Annotated in this window: 20 protein-coding genes, 2 pseudogenes and 1 riboswitch; of the genes and pseudogenes, 6 read left to right on the top strand and 16 right to left on the bottom strand. The window is 55.8% G+C overall.

Annotated features, from left to right (window positions below; translation table 11 throughout):
- The 6 genes and pseudogenes from gcvT to glyA form a co-directional block, all read right to left on the bottom strand.
- A pseudogene (gene gcvT, locus ACR0NN_RS24720) lies at positions 1-199 on the bottom strand (glycine cleavage system aminomethyltransferase GcvT); the annotation flags it as partial.
- A gap of 16 nt (positions 200-215) precedes the next feature.
- Entirely contained in the window at positions 216-638 is a 423-nt protein-coding gene (locus ACR0NN_RS24725) for a universal stress protein (protein WP_170727965.1), read from the bottom strand.
- A gap of 75 nt (positions 639-713) precedes the next feature.
- Complete coding sequence (locus ACR0NN_RS24730; protein WP_170685776.1) at positions 714-2,087, bottom strand: alanine/glycine:cation symporter family protein; 1,374 nt, start codon at positions 2,085-2,087, stop codon at positions 714-716.
- A gap of 25 nt (positions 2,088-2,112) precedes the next feature.
- A complete protein-coding gene (lipA, locus tag ACR0NN_RS24735; protein WP_170727966.1) occupies positions 2,113-3,057 on the bottom strand; it encodes a lipoyl synthase in 945 nt (314 codons plus the stop codon).
- A 14-nt stretch (positions 3,058-3,071) separates the two neighbouring features.
- On the bottom strand, positions 3,072-4,451 hold the full coding sequence (lpdA, locus tag ACR0NN_RS24740; RefSeq protein ID WP_170727967.1) for a dihydrolipoyl dehydrogenase: 1,380 nt from the start codon (positions 4,449-4,451) through the stop codon (positions 3,072-3,074).
- An 11-nt stretch (positions 4,452-4,462) separates the two neighbouring features.
- Complete coding sequence (glyA, locus tag ACR0NN_RS24745; protein WP_170727968.1) at positions 4,463-5,716, bottom strand: serine hydroxymethyltransferase; 1,254 nt, start codon at positions 5,714-5,716, stop codon at positions 4,463-4,465.
- Between the two features lie 147 nt (positions 5,717-5,863).
- Between glyA and ACR0NN_RS24750 the strand changes: the two genes are divergently transcribed.
- From ACR0NN_RS24750 to ACR0NN_RS24765, 4 genes are all read left to right on the top strand, one after another.
- A complete protein-coding gene (locus ACR0NN_RS24750; protein WP_170727969.1) occupies positions 5,864-6,466 on the top strand; it encodes an XRE family transcriptional regulator in 603 nt (200 codons plus the stop codon).
- Between the two features lie 69 nt (positions 6,467-6,535).
- Positions 6,536-7,495 carry a dihydrodipicolinate synthase family protein gene (locus ACR0NN_RS24755; RefSeq protein WP_170727970.1) on the top strand — a complete coding sequence of 320 codons (960 nt, stop codon included), beginning with the start codon at positions 6,536-6,538 and terminating at the stop codon, positions 7,493-7,495.
- Complete coding sequence (locus ACR0NN_RS24760; RefSeq protein ID WP_170727971.1) at positions 7,486-8,418, top strand: 4-hydroxyproline epimerase; 933 nt, start codon at positions 7,486-7,488, stop codon at positions 8,416-8,418. The genes ACR0NN_RS24755 and ACR0NN_RS24760 overlap by 10 nt, the downstream gene beginning before the upstream one ends.
- 30 nt (positions 8,419-8,448) lie before the next feature.
- Positions 8,449-8,931: a putative molybdenum carrier protein gene (locus tag ACR0NN_RS24765; RefSeq protein ID WP_170727972.1), complete on the top strand. Its 483-nt coding sequence runs from the start codon at positions 8,449-8,451 to the stop codon at positions 8,929-8,931.
- On the opposite strand, the gene ACR0NN_RS24770 is transcribed toward ACR0NN_RS24765, so the two are convergent.
- Genes ACR0NN_RS24770 through thiB form a run of 3 tightly spaced genes read right to left on the bottom strand, consistent with a single transcriptional unit; the run spans position 8,919 to position 12,101 of the window.
- Positions 8,919-9,611 carry an ATP-binding cassette domain-containing protein gene (locus ACR0NN_RS24770; RefSeq protein WP_170727973.1) on the bottom strand — a complete coding sequence of 231 codons (693 nt, stop codon included), beginning with the start codon at positions 9,609-9,611 and terminating at the stop codon, positions 8,919-8,921. The two genes, ACR0NN_RS24765 and ACR0NN_RS24770, sit on opposite strands and share 13 nt — an antisense overlap.
- Entirely contained in the window at positions 9,598-11,145 is a 1,548-nt protein-coding gene (locus tag ACR0NN_RS24775) for a thiamine/thiamine pyrophosphate ABC transporter permease ThiP (RefSeq protein WP_170727974.1), read from the bottom strand. Before ACR0NN_RS24775 ends, ACR0NN_RS24770 begins: the two co-directional genes overlap by 14 nt.
- Entirely contained in the window at positions 11,121-12,101 is a 981-nt protein-coding gene (thiB, locus tag ACR0NN_RS24780) for a thiamine ABC transporter substrate binding subunit (protein WP_170727975.1), read from the bottom strand. The genes ACR0NN_RS24775 and thiB overlap by 25 nt, the downstream gene beginning before the upstream one ends.
- A 32-nt stretch (positions 12,102-12,133) precedes the next feature.
- A riboswitch (TPP riboswitch) is annotated at positions 12,134-12,239 on the bottom strand.
- A gap of 167 nt (positions 12,240-12,406) precedes the next feature.
- Between thiB and ACR0NN_RS24785 the strand changes: the two genes are divergently transcribed.
- Positions 12,407-12,637, top strand: a complete 231-nt coding sequence (locus ACR0NN_RS24785) for a type II toxin-antitoxin system CcdA family antitoxin (protein WP_170727976.1) — start codon at positions 12,407-12,409, stop codon at positions 12,635-12,637.
- Complete coding sequence (locus ACR0NN_RS24790) at positions 12,637-12,936, top strand: CcdB family protein (protein ID WP_170727977.1); 300 nt, start codon at positions 12,637-12,639, stop codon at positions 12,934-12,936. The genes ACR0NN_RS24785 and ACR0NN_RS24790 overlap by 1 nt, the downstream gene beginning before the upstream one ends.
- A gap of 72 nt (positions 12,937-13,008) precedes the next feature.
- On the opposite strand, the gene ACR0NN_RS24795 is transcribed toward ACR0NN_RS24790, so the two are convergent.
- The 7 genes and pseudogenes from ACR0NN_RS24795 to ACR0NN_RS24825 all read right to left on the bottom strand — a co-directional run.
- Positions 13,009-14,283, bottom strand: coding sequence for a hypothetical protein (locus ACR0NN_RS24795; RefSeq protein WP_170727978.1), 1,275 nt, complete (start codon positions 14,281-14,283; stop codon positions 13,009-13,011).
- Between the two features lie 45 nt (positions 14,284-14,328).
- Positions 14,329-14,571: a hypothetical protein gene (locus ACR0NN_RS24800; RefSeq protein ID WP_170727979.1), complete on the bottom strand. Its 243-nt coding sequence runs from the start codon at positions 14,569-14,571 to the stop codon at positions 14,329-14,331.
- Positions 14,572-14,717: 146 nt separating this feature from the next.
- Positions 14,718-15,947: an AGE family epimerase/isomerase gene (locus tag ACR0NN_RS24805; protein ID WP_170727980.1), complete on the bottom strand. Its 1,230-nt coding sequence runs from the start codon at positions 15,945-15,947 to the stop codon at positions 14,718-14,720.
- A gap of 637 nt (positions 15,948-16,584) precedes the next feature.
- Positions 16,585-17,970 carry an aldehyde dehydrogenase family protein gene (locus ACR0NN_RS24810; RefSeq protein ID WP_170727981.1) on the bottom strand — a complete coding sequence of 462 codons (1,386 nt, stop codon included), beginning with the start codon at positions 17,968-17,970 and terminating at the stop codon, positions 16,585-16,587.
- Positions 17,967-19,640: an acetolactate synthase large subunit gene (locus ACR0NN_RS24815; protein ID WP_170727982.1), complete on the bottom strand. Its 1,674-nt coding sequence runs from the start codon at positions 19,638-19,640 to the stop codon at positions 17,967-17,969. Before ACR0NN_RS24815 ends, ACR0NN_RS24810 begins: the two co-directional genes overlap by 4 nt.
- A 90-nt stretch (positions 19,641-19,730) precedes the next feature.
- The gene (locus ACR0NN_RS24820; protein ID WP_170727983.1) at positions 19,731-21,239 is read right to left on the bottom strand and encodes an FMN-binding glutamate synthase family protein; all 1,509 of its coding nucleotides are present in this window, start codon (positions 21,237-21,239) and stop codon (positions 19,731-19,733) included.
- A 55-nt stretch (positions 21,240-21,294) separates the two neighbouring features.
- Positions 21,295-21,470, bottom strand: a pseudogene (locus tag ACR0NN_RS24825) (5-aminolevulinate synthase); the annotation flags it as partial.

Raw genomic sequence — 21,470 nt, forward strand, 5'->3', positions numbered from 1 at the left:
CACCCACATTCTCGCCCCGCAAAATCACCTGACCCATATGAGACACATCAAACAACGCCGCCTTCTCACGACACTGCTTGTGCTCCCCCATAATCCCCAATGGATACTGAACAGGCATCTCCCAACCCGCAAAATCAACCAACTTACCTCCCAACTCAACGTGAAGTGAGTAAAGGGGGGTGCGCTTTAATGATGTCATCAACTTAACCTTTCAATCAGCGGGATTGGTCGCGAACGACGGTCACGGTGCAGTGCGCGTTCCGCACAACACGGGCCAGGTTCGGGCCAATCTCATAATTCGGGAAATCGCCTTTGGTCGATGCCATGACGATTAGATCGAAGCCTTCCTTATGGGCAAGCTTCAGGATTTCGCGGTAGACGCTGCCTTCTTCGACATGAATCGTCACGTCGGAGGCGTCGCCATGATCCAGAATGGCCTGAACCGCACCCCGCACATGGTCTTTGGCACCGGCACCATAGTTGGCAGGCAGGTTCGGCAGCTGGATGATCTCAGGAATGACAGCAACGGCGTGCAGTTCAGCACCATAAAACTTGGCCTGTTCCAGAGCGAGCGGCAGGGCGTTCTTCCACGAGCGGTCGTCGGTGTGATCAATGGGCAGCAGGATTTTCGTGGCCATCACGTCTCTCCTCGAGAAATGGAATTTGGTTTCAAGCCGGGGGGCCGGGATGGCCCCCCGTATTTTCATCCGAAATTATTCGGCAGGTGTGCCGCCCGGTTCTTCGGATTGACCGCCTGAGGCGAAGAACTCTTTTGTCAGTTTGAAGACGATCGGGCTCAACAGCGCCAGGGCGATCAGGTTAGGAATGGCCATCATCGCGTTCAGCGTATCTGCCAGCAGCCAGATGAAACCCAGATCCGCGGTTGCGCCGAAATAGATCATGACGATCCACAGAACGCGGTAGGGGATAAGGGATTTCACGCCCAGCAGGAATTCGACACATTTCTCTCCATAGAAGGACCAACCCAGGATGGTGGTGAAGGCAAAGATCGACAGAGCGATGGCGATCAGATACCCGCCAATACCCGGCAGGGACAGCTCGAACGCGTGACTGGTCAAGGCTGCACCGGATTCACCCGAAGTCCAGGCACCAGAAGCGATGATTGCCAGACCGGTGATCGAGCAGACAATGATGGTATCGATGAACGTACCCAACATCGCGATCAGGCCTTGGTTGACCGGGCCTTTGGTCTCGGCTGCGGCGTGTGCGATCGGGGCAGACCCCAGACCGGCTTCGTTCGAGAAGACACCACGTGCAACACCAAAGCGGATGGCGGCCCAGACGGCGGCACCCGCAAAACCACCTTCGGCGGCCGACGGTGTGAAGGCATAGGTGAAGACCAGCGACACCGCGTGACCGATATTACCAATGTTGATCAACAGAACCAGCAGACCGGCGATGATGTAGGCAACGGCCATGAATGGAACCAGTTTACCGGCAACCGCACCGATGCGAGTGATGCCACCCAGGATCACGGCTGCGGTCAGGACCATCAGGACAACACCGGTGACCGAGGTATTCAGACCAAAGTTGGCCTCTAGCACCTGTGCAACACCGTTGGCCTGTACGCCGTTCCCGATGCCGAATGCAGCGATCGCGCCGAACAGGGCGAATGCCACGCCCAGCCAAGCCCATTTCGCGCCCAGCCCGTTTTTGATGTAGTACATCGGGCCGCCGACATAGTTACCCAGCTCGTCTTTTTCACGGTACTTTACCGCGCAGACGGCTTCGGCATATTTGGTGGCCATGCCCACCAGGGCGGTCATCCACATCCAGAACAAGGCGCCCGGACCGCCCAGGAAGACAGCAGTGGCCACACCGGCGATGTTACCTGTACCGATGGTCGCCGACAGCGAGGTCATCAGCGCGTTGAACGGGCTGATCTGCCCATCGCCCTGACCTTCGCGGCCCTTGAACAGCAGGCTAAAGCCTGTGCCCACACGCAGGATCGGCATGAATTTCAGCCCCACCTGCAGGAAGAAGCCAACGCCAAGAATGAGAACCAGCATCAGCGGCCCCCACACGACGCCATTGATGGCCCCTACGATTGAATTCAACGCTTCCATGGATTTCCTCCCATTTGCGTTAGAGTTATGCCCTAATCGACAAAGCCCGCTGACGGGCCTGCTTGAGGGCGGCAAAGTCTTCGTCCGCGTGGAACGACGAACGGGTCAGCGGAGTTGCCGACACGTGCAGAAAGCCCTTGGAACGTGCGATCTGTTCCAGTTGGGCAAATTCTTCCGGTGACCAGAACCGGTCGATCGGGTGATGTTTCGGGGTCGGTTGCAGATATTGACCGACGGTCAGGAAATCGACATTGGCGGCGCGCAGGTCGTCCATCACCTGTCGCACGTCGTTCAAGCTTTCACCCAGCCCGACCATCAAGCCGGATTTGGTAAACAGCTCGGGGTTTGCGCGCTTGGCATCGTCCAGTAGCCGCAACGAGGTGTAATAGCGGGCACCCGGGCGTACCGTCGGATAAAGATGCGGCACAGTTTCCAGATTGTGATTGAAAACATCCGGTGCCGCCTCAAATACGATATCTGAGGCAGTGCCTTTGCCCAGGAAATCCGGTGTCAAAACCTCGACCGTGGTACCTTGGTTCTGGTGGCGGACCGCCCGGATGGTCTGTGCGATATGTTCAGCGCCGCCATCTGCCAGATCATCGCGATCGACAGAGGTGATCACCACATGGCGCAGGCCAAGTTTCTTGACTGCTGCGGCCACACGACCGGGTTCAAACACATCCAGCGCATCCGGGCGTCCAGTTGAGACATTGCAGAACGAACAGCCCCGAGTGCAGACCTCGCCCATGATCATCATGGTGGCGTGGCGCTTGGACCAGCATTCGCCGATATTGGGGCAGGCGGCCTCTTCGCAGACGGTTGCCAGACTATGCTCGCGCATGAGGCGGCGGGTTTCGTAGTATTCTGCGCTATCACCCTTTTTCTTGCGAATCCACTTGGGCTTGCGCGGGATGACACTATCGGCCTTCTTGGCTTTTTCCGGATGGCGGGGGCGAAGCTGGACGGTCATCTGGCTGGTCTCCCTTAGGCGTGGATCGCGCGGCCCAGGGCGTCAAGGCAGGCCTCTTTGACCGCCTCGCCCATCGCCGGGTGCGCATGGCAGGTTGCAGCGACTTCGGACACGGTTGCGCCCTTTGTCATCGCCAAAACCAATTCGGCGATCAGATCGCCGCCATGGGCGCCGCAGATATGTGCACCTAAAATCTTGCCGCTCGGGTCAGCCAGCACCTTGACCGCACCGTCGGTTTCACCGGTCGAGCGCGCGCGCGAGTTCGCCAGAAAGGCGAATTTGCCAACGGAATACTCGGCTCCGGCCTCTTTCAGTGCTTCTTCGGTCAAACCGACTGAGGCGACCTCGGGGTCGGTGTACACAACGCCGGGGACAGTGTTGTAGTCGACATGACCGGTTTCGCCTGCCAGCATCTCAACACACGCAACACCATCTTCTTCGGCCTTGTGGGCCAGCATCGGTCCTGGAACGCAGTCGCCGATCGCGTAGATGCCGGGAACGGACGTTTGGAACGTGTCATTGACCTCAACGAAGCCGCGCTGGTTTACAGCGACGCCAAGCACCTCCAGACCAAGGCCGCGGGTGACAGGGCGACGCCCGACAGCGATCAGAACCTTGTCGGCCTCGATCACTTCTTCCTTGTCCTTGCCAACGCGATCCACGGTCAGGGTTAGCCCAGCATCAGACTTCTCGACCGATTTCAGCGCGCGGCCCAGTTGGAATTTCAAACCGCGTTTGGACAGGGCGCGCTGCGCCAGTTTGGCAATCTCACCATCGATGCCGGGCAGCACCCGATCCAAATACTCGACAACGGTGACCTTGGCACCCAGTCGCGCCCAGACCTGACCCAGTTCCAGACCGATCACACCTGCACCGATAACCACCAGATGTTCCGGCACGGATTCCAGCGCAATAGCGCCGGTTGAGCTGAGGATGTCCTGCTCGTCAATCTGGATTCCCGGCAACGAGGTCGGTTCAGATCCGGTTGCAATCAGGATATTTTTGGCCTCGTGGACAACATCTCCGACCTTGACCTGTCCAGCGGCGGGGATGCTGGCCCAACCTTCGATCAGATCCACACCGTTTTTCTTGAACAGAAAGGCAATGCCCTTGGTCAGATCGCCTACAATCTTGTCCTTGCGGCCCATCATTGCGGGTACATCAATGCTGGCCCCCTCGACCGCAATACCGTGGGAGGAGAGATGTGCAAGTTCGGCATACTTAGCCGAGGAGGTCAGCAACGCTTTGGAGGGTATGCACCCCACATTCAGACAGGTTCCGCCAAGAGCACCACGCCCTTCGACGCAGGCAACTTTCAGGCCCAGTTGTGCTGCGCGGATCGCGGCGACATAACCACCCGGACCGCCCCCGATGACAATAAGATCGTAAGTCATTTGGTCTTCTTTCAGTAGATCGGGTGGCTTGCGCAGAGGGCGCGGACCTTTTCACGGGTTTCTTTTTCAACAGCCTCGTCCCCATCCGGCGATTGTGCCAGCGCGTCCAGCACATCCCCGATCATGTGGCCGATCTGTTTGAACTCTTCGGGTCCAAAACCACGGCTGCACCCGGCGGCTGTGCCAAGACGGATTCCGCTGGTGATGGTAGGTTTCTCGGGATCACCCGGAACGCTGTTCTTGTTGCAGGTAAATCCTGCACGCTCCAGCGCGGCTTCGGCATCTTTGCCGGTTACGCCGACGGGGCGCAGATCAACCAGCATCAGGTGGTTTTCAGTGCCGCCCGAAACGATGTCACATCCACGCGCCATCATCACATTTGCCAAGGCTGCGGCGCTGTCGACAACGCGTTGCATGTATTCTTTGAATTCGGGCTGCAGCGCCTCGCCAAAGGCGACCGCCTTGCCTGCAATCACGTGCATCAGAGGCCCGCCTTGCAGGCCCGGGAACACAGCCGAGTTGATCTTCTTCGCCAGTGCTTCGTCATTGGTCAGGATGATCCCACCGCGCGGCCCACGCAGGGTCTTGTGCGTGGTCGACGTCACGACATGTGCATGCCCAATGGGCGAAGGGTGCAGGCCGGTCGCAACAAGCCCGGCGATATGGGCCATGTCGGCCAGTAGCCAGGCACCAACCTCGTCGGCAATTGCCCGGAAGCGTGCAAAATCGATCTTTTGCGAATAGGCCGATGCACCTGCAATGATAAGCTTGGGCTTTTCGGATTTTGCCAGTTTTTCAACCTGATCATAATCGATCAGCCCAGCCTCAGTCAGACCATATTGAATCGGACGGAACCACTTGCCGGACTGGGCAGGCTTTGCGCCATGGGTCAGGTGACCACCGGCATCCAGTGACATGCCGAGGATGGTGTCTCCGGGGCTGAGCAGCGCCAGCTTGACAGCACCATTGGCCTGCGCGCCCGAATGTGGTTGGACGTTTGCATATTCACAGCCAAACAACTTCTTCAGCCGGTCGATCGCTTCGACTTCGACCTCATCCACATATTCGCATCCACCGTAATAGCGGCGACCGGGATAACCTTCGGCGTATTTATTCGTCAGCACAGAGCCTTGCGCATCGATCACAGCTTGCGACACGATATTCTCAGACGCGATCAGCTCAATCTGTTCGGCCTGGCGTTTTCCTTCACGCGAGATCGACGCAGCGATGACCGGATCAGCCTCGTTAAGCGGTGTTGTGAACATGATCTCCTCCTGCAATCTCGATTCCAGTGTACGAAATTTTGTTTCCTATAGTGGAATTCTTGTTCTGAAGGCAACAAAAATCTCATCACAGAAATGTTGTTTGGTTGTGGGGAAATCGGTAAGCTTTGATAAAACAAGGAGATACCCATGTCTGACGACAGCCGGAACGAGGGTGCTGGGCCGGAAGAACAGGACAAAGGGGAGGCTTTGGGCCGCTCGATCCGGGATGCGCGTCGCGCAAAAGGCTGGACTTTGGAAGAGGCCGGGCGCGCTGCGGGAATCGGTCGGTCGACTCTTTCAAAGATTGAAAACAACCAGACTCGCCCAAGTTTCGATATTGTCCGACGGCTGACGCAGGCCCTGGACATGAACACACCGCAGCTGTTCTTGCAGTCCGCGCAATCCGGAATTTCAGGACGGCGTGATTTTACGCCCAGTGGCAAAGGTGAGATCAGAAATACGCCGACCTACATGCACGAGTTGTTGTGCTCCGAGCTGACCAGCAAACGAATGCTGCCCTATATCGCCACGATCAAGGCGCGGGACATATCCGAGTATGAGAACTGGATCCGACACACAGGTGAAGAGTTCATGTACGTCATCAGTGGTGAGCTAACCTTCATATCTGAACATTACCGCCCATTGCCTATGAAACCCGGTGACTCGCTGTATTACGATAGTGGTATGGGGCACGGCTGTATTTCTACCAGCAAAGAAGACGCCAAGGTTTTGTGGGTTTCGCTTGAATAACTGGTTGTGCGATGGCTCAGCAGCGTGGAAGACTAAGCAACAAGCAACCAGATTGAACGGAAACACCTCATGGATCGGACTATTTTCACGGGGACGATGCCTGCCCTGATGACCCCTTGCAAAGCTGACCGGACACCGGACTTTGATGCCTTGGTTAAAAAGGGCAAAGAAATGATCGAGGCCGGAATGTCCGCCGTCGTCTATTGTGGCTCGATGGGGGATTGGCCGCTTCTGACTGATGCGCAGCGGATGGAAGGCGTTGAACGGCTGGTTGATGCAGGATTGCCTGTGGTTGTTGGCACAGGTGCTATCAACTCGAAATCCGCAGTCGCACATGCCGCACATGCGCAAAAGGTCGGGGCAGCGGGGCTGATGGTTATTCCAAGGGTGCTGTCGCGCGGTTCGTCTGTTGCCGCGCAGAAGAACCACTTCAAAGCGATCCTGTCCGCCGCACCGGATGTACCCGCGATTATCTACAACAGCCCTGTTTACGGTTTCGCCACACGGGCGGACCTGTTCTTTGCGCTGCGCACCGAGCATCCAAATCTGGTCGGCTTTAAGGAGTTCGGTGGAAAAAGCGATCTACGCTACGCCGCCGAGCACATTACATCGCAGGATAATCAGGTCACTTTGATGGTTGGTGTCGATACCGAGGTTTACCATGGGTTCGTAAACTGCGGGGCAACTGGGTCGATCACCGGAATTGGGACCGCGCTGCCCAAAGAGGCGTTGTTGCTTGCGGCACTGTCGAAGAAGGCTGCAGAAGGGCATGCCGAGGCACGGCTGCGCGCACGAGAGCTTGACGAGGCCTTCGCTGTTTTGGCGAGTTTTGACGAAGGGACCGATCTTGTTCTGTACTACAAACATCTACTGGTTCTGAATGGCGAGGATGAATACCGCCTGCACTTCAACGAAACCGACGCATTGAGCGATGCGCAAAGAAACTACTGCGAGCAACAATATAGCCTGTTCCGATCCTGGTTCGCTGACTGGAAACGTCAGGGTGGGGTCATTGCAGAATGCATGTGATTGACAGCCATACCGGCGGAATGCCCACGCGGGTTATTTTGGACGGGGCTCCTGATCTGGGGTCGGGGACACTGGCTGAACGTGCGCAGCAATTGGCGACCACGCATGAAGCATTCTATAAATCTGTTCTGTTAGAGCCTCGCGGGCAACCCGGAATGGTCGGCGCGCTGCTTGTTGAGCCGGATAACTCTGAATGCGCAACCGGGGTTATCTACTTTGACGCCGATGCAGTGCTGGGTATGTGTGGCCATGGGACAATAGGTCTTGGCGTAACATTGGCGCATCTGGGACGGATTGATGTCGGAACTCATCGGATCGACACACCTGTGGGTGCAGTCACGATCGATCTTCAGGATGCCAATACCGTTCAGGTCACCAATATCGAAAGCCGCCGCGTTCATAAGTCGGTGACTATCGAGACCATTGAATTTGGCCCATTCACCGGTGACATTGCATATGGCGGCAACTGGTTCTTTATCATCGACCCCAGTCCAATCCCGGTTGAACCTGGAAATATCCGCCATTTGACTGACGTGGCGATTGCAATTCGAGAGGCCTGTATTGCGCAGAGGGTCGGGGGTGAAAACGGCGAGCCCGTTGATCATGTAATCTTTCAGGGTACGTCGCCGAATGCAGGTGTCCATAGCCGGAATTTCGTACTGTGCCCTGATAACGACTATGACCGCTCACCCTGCGGCACCGGAAGCTCGGCCCGGTTGGCATGTCTTGCGGCCAGCGGGAGATTGTCTGCCGGGGAAGAGATTGTGCAAGAAAGCATCATCGGTAGCTCGTATCGGTTGTCGTTTCAACCGGGGCAGGGTAGGGGCATTATCCCTCAGCTTACTGGTCAGGCGCATATCATGTCCGAGGGCAAGCTTGTCTTTGCGCAAAATGACCCGTTCCGATTGGGTATCTGTCGCTGACACGTAAGACCTTAAGGATGGGCTGGTTTCATGCACCGTGGTTTGAAGATTGTATCAGGTGGGCAAACCGGCGTTGACACGGCCGCGCTGGAATTTGCCCGCTCGAACGGCATCCCTTACGGGGGTTGGGTGCCAAAAGGCAGAACCAATGAGGACGGGTTGATCCCTGACCACTTCAGCGGATTGTCGGAATCAGATTCCCAAGATGTGGAAGTACGGACCAAGCTCAACGTGATGTCCAGCGACGCCACGCTGATCTTTGTAGATGGGTCAGCCAGTCCGGGTACGCAGAAAACAGTTGTGTTTGCTGTGGAGGCTCAAAAGCCGCATCAGGTGATTGATGTCAGACAAGGGATTGCCGATTGCGCGCAACAGCTGCGGGCGTGGCTGGATGCAAACTCGATCGCTGTTCTGAATATTGCTGGCCCGCGCGCGTCCGAGGCCCCCGGAATCGGCCTGCGCGTGAGCGAGGTATTGAACGCCTGTCTGGACAGGTTCGTTCAACCCAAATAGTCGCGCAATGCCTGAGGCGGATTTTCGAAGAGAGACGCTGTTCCAATCGGCGGGTGCGCGGTTTGATCCGCAACCAACACCGTTTGATCCGTGATCCGAAGCGCATCCTGAGGATCGTGGCTGACCATGAGCAGTGTGGTTTTTGTTTCAGCTACCAATTCCGCTACTAGGTCCAACATTTCAGCTTTCAGAGCAGGACCCAAAGCGGCAAAGGGTTCATCCAACAACAGAACCTGACGCCTTTGCACAAGTATTCTGGCTAGTGCTACGCGGCTTTGTTGGCCGCCAGACAATTCTGCTGGTTTTCTGCCGCCCATGTCAGGCAAACCGACACGTTTGAGGGCCGATTGAACGCGTTGCTGATCGTCTCCAGACATCCTTCCGTTCGGGCTCAGCCCCAACGCGACGTTCTGCTCGGCGGTCAAGTGAGGAAACAAGTTCCCGTCTTGAAACAGCATTGCCAATGGTCGTTTGCCAGGTGGCAAATCCGTCAGGTTATCTTCCTGCCAGAATATTCGACCGCTTTTTATGTCGCGAAACCCGGCGATGGTTTCAAGAAGCGTCGATTTACCCGCCCCAGAGGGGCCAATAATCGCAACGCTTGATCCCGCTTTGATCTCAAAATCAGCCCGCAGCAGGAAATTGCCGATTGCGATAGTGCAGTCGTCAAGCTTCAGCATGCCAGCGCCCTCCTCGATCCAAAATCCAGAACGCGCCCATTGACAACACCAGCAAAAGCAGCGCGCCGCCTGCCGCTGCTTGCATCTGATAGGCGCCCATCAGGCGATAAATTTGCAGGGGCAACGTTGCGATCTGAGCATCTGCGAATAAGGCGATCACCCCCAGATCACCCATAGACATCGCGGCGGTCAGCCCAGCAGCAAAGCCGATCTGGGGGCGCAATTGCGGAATTATGACCCGCATGAAAAAGGACCAGTTGTTCATGTTCAGAGAAAGCGCCAAACGCCCGTGCCGCTCTAACGTATTACGCGTCGCCGGGACCAGAATTCTCAGCGCAAAGGGCAGAGCCATGATTGCATTCACAATTGCGGTTACGGGCAGCGCAAGGCTGGTTGGATTTGCGAGAGGGCGGATCAGGATGAATAGTCCAGTGCCGATGACCAGAGGCGAAGCCGCAAGCCCTAGCAGGCCGCAAAGTTCTACGATCCCGAAACGACCTGTTGCGATTGTTGTCGCCATGGGCAGAGCGATAAGCAAAAGGGTCACTGTGCTGGTCGCCGCAACAAAGACGGATATCAGCGCGGAACGAAATACCAATATTGGCATTTCAAACAATCCTAGGACGCCTGAAATCGTGACCGAAGCCAAGGGCAGTAGAAGGAATGCAGCAGCTGTGATGATCCAGAACGCATCCAGCAATGGTGCTCCGCCGTCCCAACGCCGAATAGCGCGATCAAGCCCTGCGCCGAACCCATCCCCGCGCGAAAACCGCAGGGCCGCTAATGCAGCGGCAGCGGTCAGGACCAATTGCACCGCAGACAAAAGAGCCGCGCGCCCAAGGTCAAAGTCATAGGTGAAGGCTTGATAGATCGCGAGTTCGATCGTTGTTGCCCGAGGCCCACCGCCGAGCGTCAGTGCAACGGCAAAGCTGGTCAGGCAGATTGCAAATATCACCGCCAGAACCCCGGGCAAAATACGGCGCAGCATTGGCAGTTCGATCAGCCTGAACATGGCCATACCGTCACACCCCAGTTGCGCCGCGAGCCGAAAGCGCTCGGCCGGGATTTCCTGCCATCCCTGCAGAATCAGGCGCGTTGCCAGTGGCAGGTTGAAGAATACATGGGCCAGAACGACCCCGTGCAGCCCATAGATCTGAATGGGAGGCAGACCGACAAGGCCCAACACATCGGATATCCAGCCCGCACGCCCAAAGATTTGCAGAAGTCCAAGGATTGCAACGATTACGGGCAGGATGAATGGTGCACCCAACAGCGTGATCAGGGCGCGCCTGCCAGTGAACCGCCGGCGGGCCAGTGCGCGGGCGACAGGGATGGCCAGACCAGCGCTGAACACTGCAGATAGCGTCGCCTGCAACAGGGTGAAGCGCAGTGCGGCCCAGTCGGCCGGGCCGAACCCGCCACCCGCTTCGGCGCGCATCGCCACCATGAATAGGGTTCCCAGTATCAGCGCGGCAACGATGGCTGCCGCGCTAACACCGGGTAATGGGTTTATTGGCTGAGTGCGCCCAACCATTCCGAAAGCGCCTGTTCCCGCGCGATCGCGGCTTCTTCCTGCTCAAACAGCAGAGATTTCTGAGGGGTGATGAGCGTCTCAAAACCTTCGGGCAGACCGGCAGATGGTGTTACCGCCGGGTACATCCAATTGGTCGTTGGGATGATCGACTGGAAGGCATCAGACACCATGAAATCCATAAACTGGTCTGCCAGCTCGGACTGATCGGAATTGGCCAGCTTGGCCGCAACTTCAACCTGCATGTAATGGCCTTCATCAAAGGGTGCTGCCGCCTTGCTGGCGTCTTCTTCGGCAATCAAGTGATAAGCTGGCGACGTGGTATAGCTGAGAACCATGTCCGCCTCACCCTCAAGGAACAGCCCATAGGATTCAGACCAGCCCTTGGTCACCGTCACGATGTTATCTGCAAGACCTGCCCAAATCGCGGGGGCTTCGTCGCCATATGCGGCCTTGACCCACAGCAACAGACCTAGACCCGGCGTTGAAGAGCGTGGATCTTGAATGATGATCTTGGTGTCGCTATCCGCCAGTTCACGGAAATTGCTGGGCGCAGGAGCATCGGCAGTGTGAACAAACGCGAAATATCCCCAGTCATATGGGGCAAAAACGGTGTCGGTCCACTCGATCGGCAAAGCATAATCTGCAGTGACTGAGTGGGAGGTGAACAGGCCGGTTTCCTTGGCCGCAGACATCAAGTTGGTGTCCAGACCCAACACAATGTCGGCCTCGCTGTTTTCACCTTCAAGCCGAATTCGTGACAGCAACGCCGCGCCGTCTTCGACGCCGACCAGATTCAGGTCGCAGTCACATTGTGCTTCAAAGGCTTCTTCGACCTTCGGGCCTGGACCCCAGTCCGAGACGAAGCTGTCATAAGTATAAACGGTCAACGTGGGCTTATCGGCTGCCACAGCCGATGTTGCAGTCAGTATTCCCGCAGCAATTGCCAGATGTTTCATATCATCCTCCAATGCGGCGAGAGGGCAAGGATGGATGAAACCTGTACCTTTCCCTCCGCCGGTTCTAGCCGGTTCAGGTTCAACGGGTTTGCCATTTGGCATCTCAGCGCAATCCTTAGCGCACCCCGAGGTAGGGCTGTGATTAGGGGGATAATGGGACGAATTCAACAGAAATCGTTAGGTTTGGTCCTGAAAAGCCATGATCGACTGACCTTCTTGGTCAGGAAGTATCTTTAGGATATATGCGCATATTTGACGCGCATATTATGTATTGCTATTCTTGGGCACATGGAGGCGAATGCAATATGAATGCTCAACCACGCAAACCCACCAATCTATCACTTGATAGCGCTTTGCTCACCGAGGCCAGAGCGCTTAACGTAAATCTTTCTCGCGCTGCCGAGGAAGGGGTCCGTGCCGCTGTCGCTGCGGCGAAGGCTGAGCAGTGGAAGGTTGAAAATGCCGAGGCCCTGCAAAGCTCCAACTCTTATGTAGAAAAGCACGGTTTGCCTTTGGATAGGTTCCGCCAGTTCTGATGCCGAAATACGATGTGTTTCCCAATCCTTCGGGTGAAGGTTATCTGCTTGATGTGCAAACAGATCTTCTGAGTGATCTGAATACAAGAGTGGTCGCTCCGCTATTGCCAGCTGCGCACGCTCCACGACCTGCCGCGCGCTTGAACCCCGAATTTTTAATCGATGGGGAGCCTGTAATTATGGTGACGCAGTTCATGGCAGCGGTTTCAGTAGGAGTTCTCAAATCTCCGGTAGGCAATCTGACGGACGAATTTGAAAAGATCACAATCGCCCTTGATATGCTGATGCAAGGGTTCTGAGCGATCAGCATATGGTCAACCCCTTATGAAAAGGGGTCGAAGACGTGCCTCGTATGCTGAAAATCGAACTCTTTAGACAATCACGGGAGGGTGCCGTCGCGGAGCGTCATAGCGCTGTTGGGCAAACCAGGTCATTGTCGGTTCGATATCACTCTGCGTATTGCCCCCCTGAAGTGTGTAACCAGCGGCAAGCCAGGTGAATCCGTCGTCAGCAACTTCGGCACAATTGGTGTAGTCACCCCATTTCCCAAGGCCAGGCGTATCCGTACCCCGTCGGGCAAGGGCCAGGCGCCAGATCAGATCAATGTCGTCGTAGGTGCCGACCACATGACTTGGATGCAGGTTTCCGCCACCCGCAAAGACGGACAGACCCACATCACCAACCCTGTTGACCGCGGTAGATGGGTAGGCAAATGCGATTTGGCCGTTCCAGATATCCGGTTCGTCAATCAGCGACATGGTCGCTTCGTCAATGCGCACGGTTCGAATGAAGGGTCGTGGTCGGTTAGCCTGTCGGTTGGCTGCCCACATAAAGCCCAACACACCTCGGCCCAGCCATCCGGCGGTAATGCGTGGATCGGTGCGCGACATCCAGTCCCCACCGGTGGTTTGCGCCGAATAGTTGCCCGCAAACCAAGGCGTGACATCAATATCGAACTCATCCACGTCAGGTGAGTTTTCGAGCCATCTGAAAACGCGGATTTGTGAATTGGTGTTGTGGCTGGCGAAATACATCGCACCACGCGCACCTTGCACGCATCTGAGGGAAAAGTTGTCTTCCGTCTCAAAAATGTCGAAGGACAACGATCCTCCAGCCACCAGTTCGTCCAGCGAAATTCGCAGAATGACCGATCTGGTAAACTGATTGGCCCCAGCCGAAAACACATTTGTGCCCGCGTACACGAAGTTCTCAGAAAGCGATACATGGTTGTAGTCAAACCACTCATTGGTCCAGGCCGGATCTAGGCCTGTTGGCGTGAAATCCCAGATATTCCATGTATCGTTGCCAAGCGTGCGGCCTTGCTTGACCGCGATCCTTAGGGTGTTGGTTCCGCCCTGTTCAATATATTGAAGCAGCCAGATCATCAGATCACGGCTTGGGTCATAGATCGTGGTCTGGTCGCAGCAGAATCCGCCATCCGCAGGGGGAAACAACGTAAATGGACTCATATGCGACCAGCTTTGGCCGCCGTCCAGTGACCGGCTGGCATACCAGTTGCCAGTTGCCAGTATCTGGTTTCCGTTATTGCAGACCGTTGGTTCGCCAACGGTCGATGTCTGGCCGTTTGTGTCGAAATCCGTAAGGTTTACTGTATTGAAAATCCTCGGTTGATGGGTCGAGGGCATGGCGGCCTCCGTAATTTATTCATGTCAAAAAATGCAAACAATTGATCAGTAATCCAGTTCAGTTGGGTCTGCTTCGCTGCCCGAGCGACCCGAGTTGTCTTCTTCCAGTTCGGGCCCGCCTTTTTTGCGAACCTGAGAAACGCGCTCATCGCGCTCGCTCAGCATTTGCGGGGTCATTAGACCCGATGCACCGGCCCGCTCTCCCAAGGCAGAATGGGCGGATGGTTGTGGCCGTACTTTGACTGTTCCCTTGCGGGTACTTCGCTTTCCACGTGCTTGATTTGCCATTCAACTCTCCTATCCGTTCGTAAATAAACGCATCCAAATTTGCAGGTCATCAGATGGTGTTGAATGCATTAAACATAGCAGATTTGAGCCGACTCTTCAATTGAAGCGGCTTTTTGAAGATACCGATCTGTCTGATTTGGTCTGAGCTACAGCGGAACCATTCGCGACAATCGCCCCGATAGCGGGAACAAACAGGCCTGCAGCGAATGATAGATATCAGGCTTGCCATCAAAGATGGATGTAACAATTTCGCCGCTCTGATCAACCGCAGGGAACCAACCGCCTTGCTGATGGTCTATCAGTGTTTCGTTGGCGTAGGTCCACAGCTTTCTGTACCAGATTTCATCCTCGGGCTTCTTGTCCAAAGCGATCAAAGCGCCGACCGCTCCGATCGCTTCTGAGACGGGCCACCAGAACCGCGATGCGTTGGCGACTTGGCCTCCAAAATCCAGCGTATAGGCCAAGCCACCATCGGGTAGCCATGCGTCTGCAAGAGCCCTCTCAATCAACCAGCGCGACGTTTCGGGAGCATCCGAGGCGGGTCGGCCCGACAAATCCCAGTGCTGCAATTGAAGCCGACCAAGCTCGAACGAATGTCCAGGAGTGGTGCCAGCAGGCCGGAACATGGGGTCGCCCGCATAGTCTCGATCAATCTGCCAGTCAGATGTGTAGTGCTCGGGAAACCGCCAGTTTTCGGCAGGTGCGATCCGGCCGATGAAGAAATCCAGGATGCGACCGGCGCGCGAAAGATAGATCTCATCGCCTGTTGCCTCATAGGCCGCAAGCAAGGCTTCGACGCCGTGCATATTCGCATTCATCCCGCGATAGGTGGAAAACGGGGTCCAATCCCGGTTCCATTCGTCACAGAACAAACCGGCCTCGTCGTCCCAGAAATGCTGATCAAGGATGCCTCGGATCTCGGCCAGCAGCTTGTCTGCATCCGGGTGCCCGGCTTGCTTGGCGCTGGAAGCGGCGAGCAAAACAAACACGTGACCATAGGCGAGTTTACGATCGTCCTTGATCTGATCTCCGTCCAATGCCCATAGATAACCTGCGTGTTCCTTGTCTTTGTGGTGGCTTTCTAAATAGGCCATCCCGTGATCGATGATCCGCTCAGCACCCTGAAATCCCATCAGGTGCCCCAAGGCATAGGAATGCACCAGACGTGTCGTTGTGTGCAGTTCTTGAAGCCGATTGGGCAGGGGGCTGCCATCATAATCGAGAATGAAAAACCCGGGCTCAGCTCGGCAGCTTGTGCTGAAGAATTCAAGCTGACGCTGGGCCTGATCTTGCAGCCAAGCGCGGTGTTCTGGCGTATCAAGCCAGAAATCTGCATTGGAATTCGGGCTGGGTGGCAGCGGCTGGTGCTTTTGCATATTCTTCGTCTCGCAAGAGGAATCGTTTGGTGCCTACTGGTACACCAACGCAGAGTTGCGTTCACCAGTGATTCCAATGTCAAAATTGATAGCGACCGACAAACCCGAGCTGGGATTATCGATTAGTCTTTCGGAGCGGATGTCGTTTTGGAATGGTTGCAAACTCTGTAGTCTGTCTGTCGATGTGATGAACGGTCTGGTAGTGGATTGCCCAAAACAGAGGACAGCAGATCGTGGTAATTTTTTTCAAAGGCGCGCATTCTCCAAAGGACGTGATCTTGTATGTGGTGTGTCATATGGCGCATTTGAAGTGAGCGGGCTTGCGCGTCGCACAGCAGATATGTCCTTTACAACTTTTTCTCCATGGCTTTGCTTGAGTTCCTAGTTATTTTCTCATCGCTACTTCCTGGTGGTTGTGATGAACCAGAATTCTCTCTTAACAAATCACTCTTGAGTGCTCTATCCCTTACTGATCTGGTCCACCGCTGTGCTTAGAAAACGGAAGACCGAGATTGGCAAATAAGCGATCAAAGCCGTTGTGTACGTAGCGCGAGAGGCATTTCTCAGTATCGTTAGACCTGCACAAGGCTTCAGCAAATCCGAATTGAACGAGATTGGATTCGCAAGTGCGTTTTCTTCACAGCTGGATCACTGCCATTTTGTCCTGTGTCATGTCATGCATCGTGTACCCGATGCCGCCGGTATTGTAGCCAGATTGGCGACGGCCCGCGAAGGGCATCCAGTCGACCCGAAAGGCGGTGTGATCGTTTACCATGACAGCTGTTGCATCCAGACGCTGCACGGACTGCATCGCGGTGCTAAGCGTATTGGTGAACACCGCCGCCTGAAAAGCGAATGGCAAGCTGTTCGCAACCTCATAAGCCTGCTCGATCCGGTCATAACTGTAAACGCATACAACAGGCCCGAATATCTCGGCTGTTGAAACGCGCGCTTCTGCGGGTGGGTCCATCAGGACGGTTGGCGCATAGGTTGTCGGGCCCAGACGTTTGCCACCTGTCACCAGCTTTGCGCCACCTTCGATTGCCTCGTTCACCCATTCCTCGACCCGGACCACTTCGCCCGGTCGGATCAAAGGGCCGCACTCGACACTTGGATCACGAGCGTCCCCAACCTGCAACGCCGCCGCAGCGTCTGCCAGTTTCCGCGCAATCTCGGCGGCGTTGTTCGACGGTGCAAAAACCCGCTGAACTGAGACACAGACCTGACCGGAATGATAAAAGCCACCCTTGGACAACAAGGGTATCATCGCATCGATATCAGCAGTTTCATCGACAATCACCGGCGCAGCACCGCCATGTTCCAGCGCGCATCGCGTGCCTGGCGCCAGTTTTGACCGCAACATCCAGCCTACTCGGGCCGAGCCGATGAAGGAAAAGAATCCAACCCGGGGATCGGTGATCATTCTTTCAGCCACTTCATTCTGGCAGGTAACAAATTGGCACCAATCCCGCGGCAGACCTGCCTGATGCAGGATGTCAACAAAGGTTTTACACGACAAAGGCGTATCCATCGCGGGTTTGATAATCACCGGGCAACCGGTCGCCACAGCTGGGGCCACCTGATGCACAATCAGGTTCAGCGGGTGGTTAAAGGCGCTGGCTGCGACCACTACGCCAATGGGCTCGCGTTGCGTGAACGCGAGCCGGCCTGATCCTGCAGCGGTCAGATCCATCGGGATTTCCTTGCCCGTCATTTGGCCGATTTCGTGGATGCACAGCTCGACCCCGTCAATGGCGCGGGTCGCTTCGACACGCGCATCAATCAAAGGTTTGCCCCCTTCGCTGGCGATCAGCATGGCCAGTTCTTCGGCGCGATCCGACATAAACCGCGCCGTTTTCTTCAGGATCGCAATCCGCTGATAGGCTGGCAACCATCCGCCGCGATCGCGATGAAGATCATGCGCCACGCCCAGCATGGCATCCACATCTTCCCATGTGTTGATCGCGACGCTGCCGATTTTCTCAAGATTGAATGGGTTCAGTACGTCCACGGTATCGCTCATATCAAGCACACCTTTTCGGCCAGCTCATCGATCAGCACGCGCTGATTTTCGCTGTAGTCCACCGGCAGGTCGATCAGATGAACGCCACCTGCCTGAAACGCCTTTTCAAAGGTTGGAACCAGATCTTCGGTGCGCTCAACCCGGTGCCCGGTCGCGCCATAGCTGTTGGCATATTGCACAAAGTCGGGATTTTTGAACTCTAGCCCCCAATCATCGAAACCAGCATGCGACTGCTTCCACCGGATCATCCCATACGAGCTGTCATTGAGCACCGTAACAACCAGATTGAGCCCGAGACGAACGGCCGTCTCGATCTCCTGACTGTTCATCATGAACCCTCCGTCGCCGCAGATCGCCATAACACGGCGCTCTGGATACAGCTTGGCGGCCATCATGGCCGAGGGCAGCCCGGCCCCCATCGTGGCCAGTGCATTATCTAGCAGAACGGTATTGGGCTGATAGGCCTGATAGTTGCGCGCGTACCAGATTTTATAGATGCCATTGTCCAAGGCGATGATATCGCAATCCCGCATGACTTTGCGGGTGTCGGCCACAAATCGCTGCGGGATTACCGGGAAACGAGGATCGTCGGCACCTTCCGAGGTGTGCAAATCTGTCTCCTGCTTAACACGCTGGAAATAGCCGCGATCAAACTCCAGCGACCCACCCAGAATGTCACCCAATCGGGCAATGGATTTCGCCAGATCGCCAACCACCTCGACCTGCGGGAAATAGACCTGATCGACCTGCGCGGCCTTGTAGTTCACGTGGATCACCTTGGTGCCGCCTTCCTCCATAAAGAAAGGTGGTTTTTCGACCACGTCATGACCCACATTGATGATCAGGTCCGCGCGTTCGATAGCGCAATGCAGATAGTCACCATCAGACAATGCAGCGGTGCCCAGAAACAGGTCCGAGCGTTCGTCAATCACGCCCTTGCCCATCTGGGTATTGAAGAATGGGATCTGCGTTACATCCACAAATTGGCTGAGCGCACTGCGGGCATCTTTCCGGTTTGCCCCAGCTCCCAGCAGAAGCAGCGGCATCTTGGCCGCGCGGATCATTTCAGCCGCCTCGTTCAGCACGGTGTCGCCAGCCACAGCGTAATAACGCGGATGGGGCTGCAGAACGGGTTCACTGGTCTCTTCGGCGGCGATATCCTCGGGCAGTTCCAGCAGCACTGCACCTGGGCGTTCTTCCTGCGCAACGCGGAAGGCCTCGCGGATCAGTGAGGGTATGGTGTTGCCGTGAACGATCTGTTTAGACATCTTGCAGATCGGATCGAACAGGCCCACCACATCAATGATCTGGAATTGACCCTGTTTCGATTTTTTGATCGGCTTTTGTCCGGTGATCATGATCAAGGGCATGCCGCCCAGATGCGCATAGGCTGCAGGCGTCGCGAAGTTGGTAGCGCCGGGCCCAAGCGTTGCCATGCAGACGCCTGCCTTACCGGTTAGTCGGCCATAGGTGGCCGCCATGAAGGCCGCACCCTGTTCATGACGGGTTAGAACCAATTCTATCTTTGAAGTCCTGAGCGATTCCAGAACATCCAAATTCTCCTCACCGGGAACAGCGAAGATGTATTCGACACCTTCGGCCTCAAGCGCTGCGACCAGCAGATCCGAGGCTTTCATGACGGGTGAGGCGGTATGGGTTGAGGCAGACATGTGATCTCCTGACATGTTGCGGGACCGGTGCGGAAAGACCGGCGCGCAGAATTAAACTAGCATTCTGTCTTTCGGGTTAGAAAGGTTCTGTTACTCAGCAGCGTGCAGTTGCTTGGGTTCCGGATACAACTCGTCCATCGATGCCGAGCGGCCATTATCCAGCACGATCCGCGCGTGATAACGCTTTAGCAGTCGTGGCTCTGCGACACCGCAACTATGGGCGATGATACCAACCTCTTTCTTCATGTTTCGGGCATAGCTGGCAACGCGTTCCGCCTTGCTAGTCGGATCGAGACCAAATTGCAGTTTGGTATTATGTGTTGTGATCCCTGTCGGGCAGGTGTTTTTGTTACATTGAAGCGCCTGAATGCAACCAAGCGCAAACATGAACCCACGGGCCGAGTTCACAAAGTCTGCACCCGCGCAGAAGGCCCATGCGACCTCGGACGGGTTGATCATCTTGCCGCTGGCGCAGACCTTGATCCGATCCCGAAGCCCGTGTTTCTTCAACATGTCGACGGTCAGAGGCAGGCTTTCGCGCAGGGGCATGCCCATATTGTCGATCAGACTCATCGGCGCGGCCCCGGTGCCGCCATCGGCACTGTCGATGGTGACGAAATCCGGTGCGCTTTCGAACCCGCGCTTGTTGATTTCTTTGCAAAGCTCTTCAAAGAAACCATAAGCCCCGATCACCGCTTTGAAGCCAACAGGCTTACCCGTCACATCGCGCACGTATTGGATCATATCCAACAGGTCGCCGACACTGTCGATTTCAGGGTGGCGATTGGGGCTGATCGCGTCCTGACCGACTTTCAGACCACGAATTGCCGCGATATCTTCGGTCACCTTAGCGCCGGGCAGGATGCCGCCCTTACCGGGCTTTGCACCCTGGCTGAGCTTGATTTCGAACATTTTCACTGCGTCATGGGCCGCGACACTACGCAATTTGTCTTCGTCAAACCCGCCTTCCGGTTTGCGAACACCGAATTTGCCGGTGCCGATCTGAAAGACAACGTCCGCGCCGCTTTCCAAGTGATAAGGCGACAGCCCGCCTTCACCTGTATTGATCCACATACCCGCCTTTTTGGCCCCTTGCGACAGGGCGCGGACAGCTGGGATTGAGATCGCGCCATAGCTCATGCCCGAGATGTTAAACAGTGAATCCGTGGTATAAGGATGTCGCGCAAACGGCCCCACCGTCACAGCTGAAGGGCCCATGGCATCCTCTTCCAACGTAGGAAATGGGCAGTTTACGAAATAGACGGTTCCAGTTGGGCGCAGATCGCGCGTAGATCCAAAGGCAACAGTTGAATCCACATTCTTCGCGGCGCGATAGACCCAGGATCGCTCGGCACGATTGAACGGCATCTCTTCGCGATCCTGCGCAAAGAAATACTGGCGAAAAAACTCGCCCATATGTTCAAAGAAGTACCGAAACCGCGCAATCACCGGATAGTTCCGCCGCAACGTGCTGTCGGTTTGGGTCTTGTCCCGGAAATAGGTGACAACCACCCACAGAACCGCAAGACCAACGGCAAAAATAAACGCGTAAGATAAGACTTGCAGTAGGGTCAGGATCACATTCGATAGCTGCGACATCGGTCAGTAACTCCGGATTCTTGTTGTTGGCAGTTTAGATAGGGCGGTAGAAAGTCTAGCCGACAAGCGCGCCACGATTCAGATCACATCGGGACCACAGGTCACTTAAACCAGTCACGAGACGATCAATTTCTGTTGAGCCATGCACCGGAGAGGGGGTAAATCGCAGGCGTTCGGTGCCGCGGGGAACGGTTGGGAAATTGATCGGCTGCACGTAGATGCCATAGTCAT

This window comes from Ruegeria sp. BA2 (assembly GCF_056539605.1).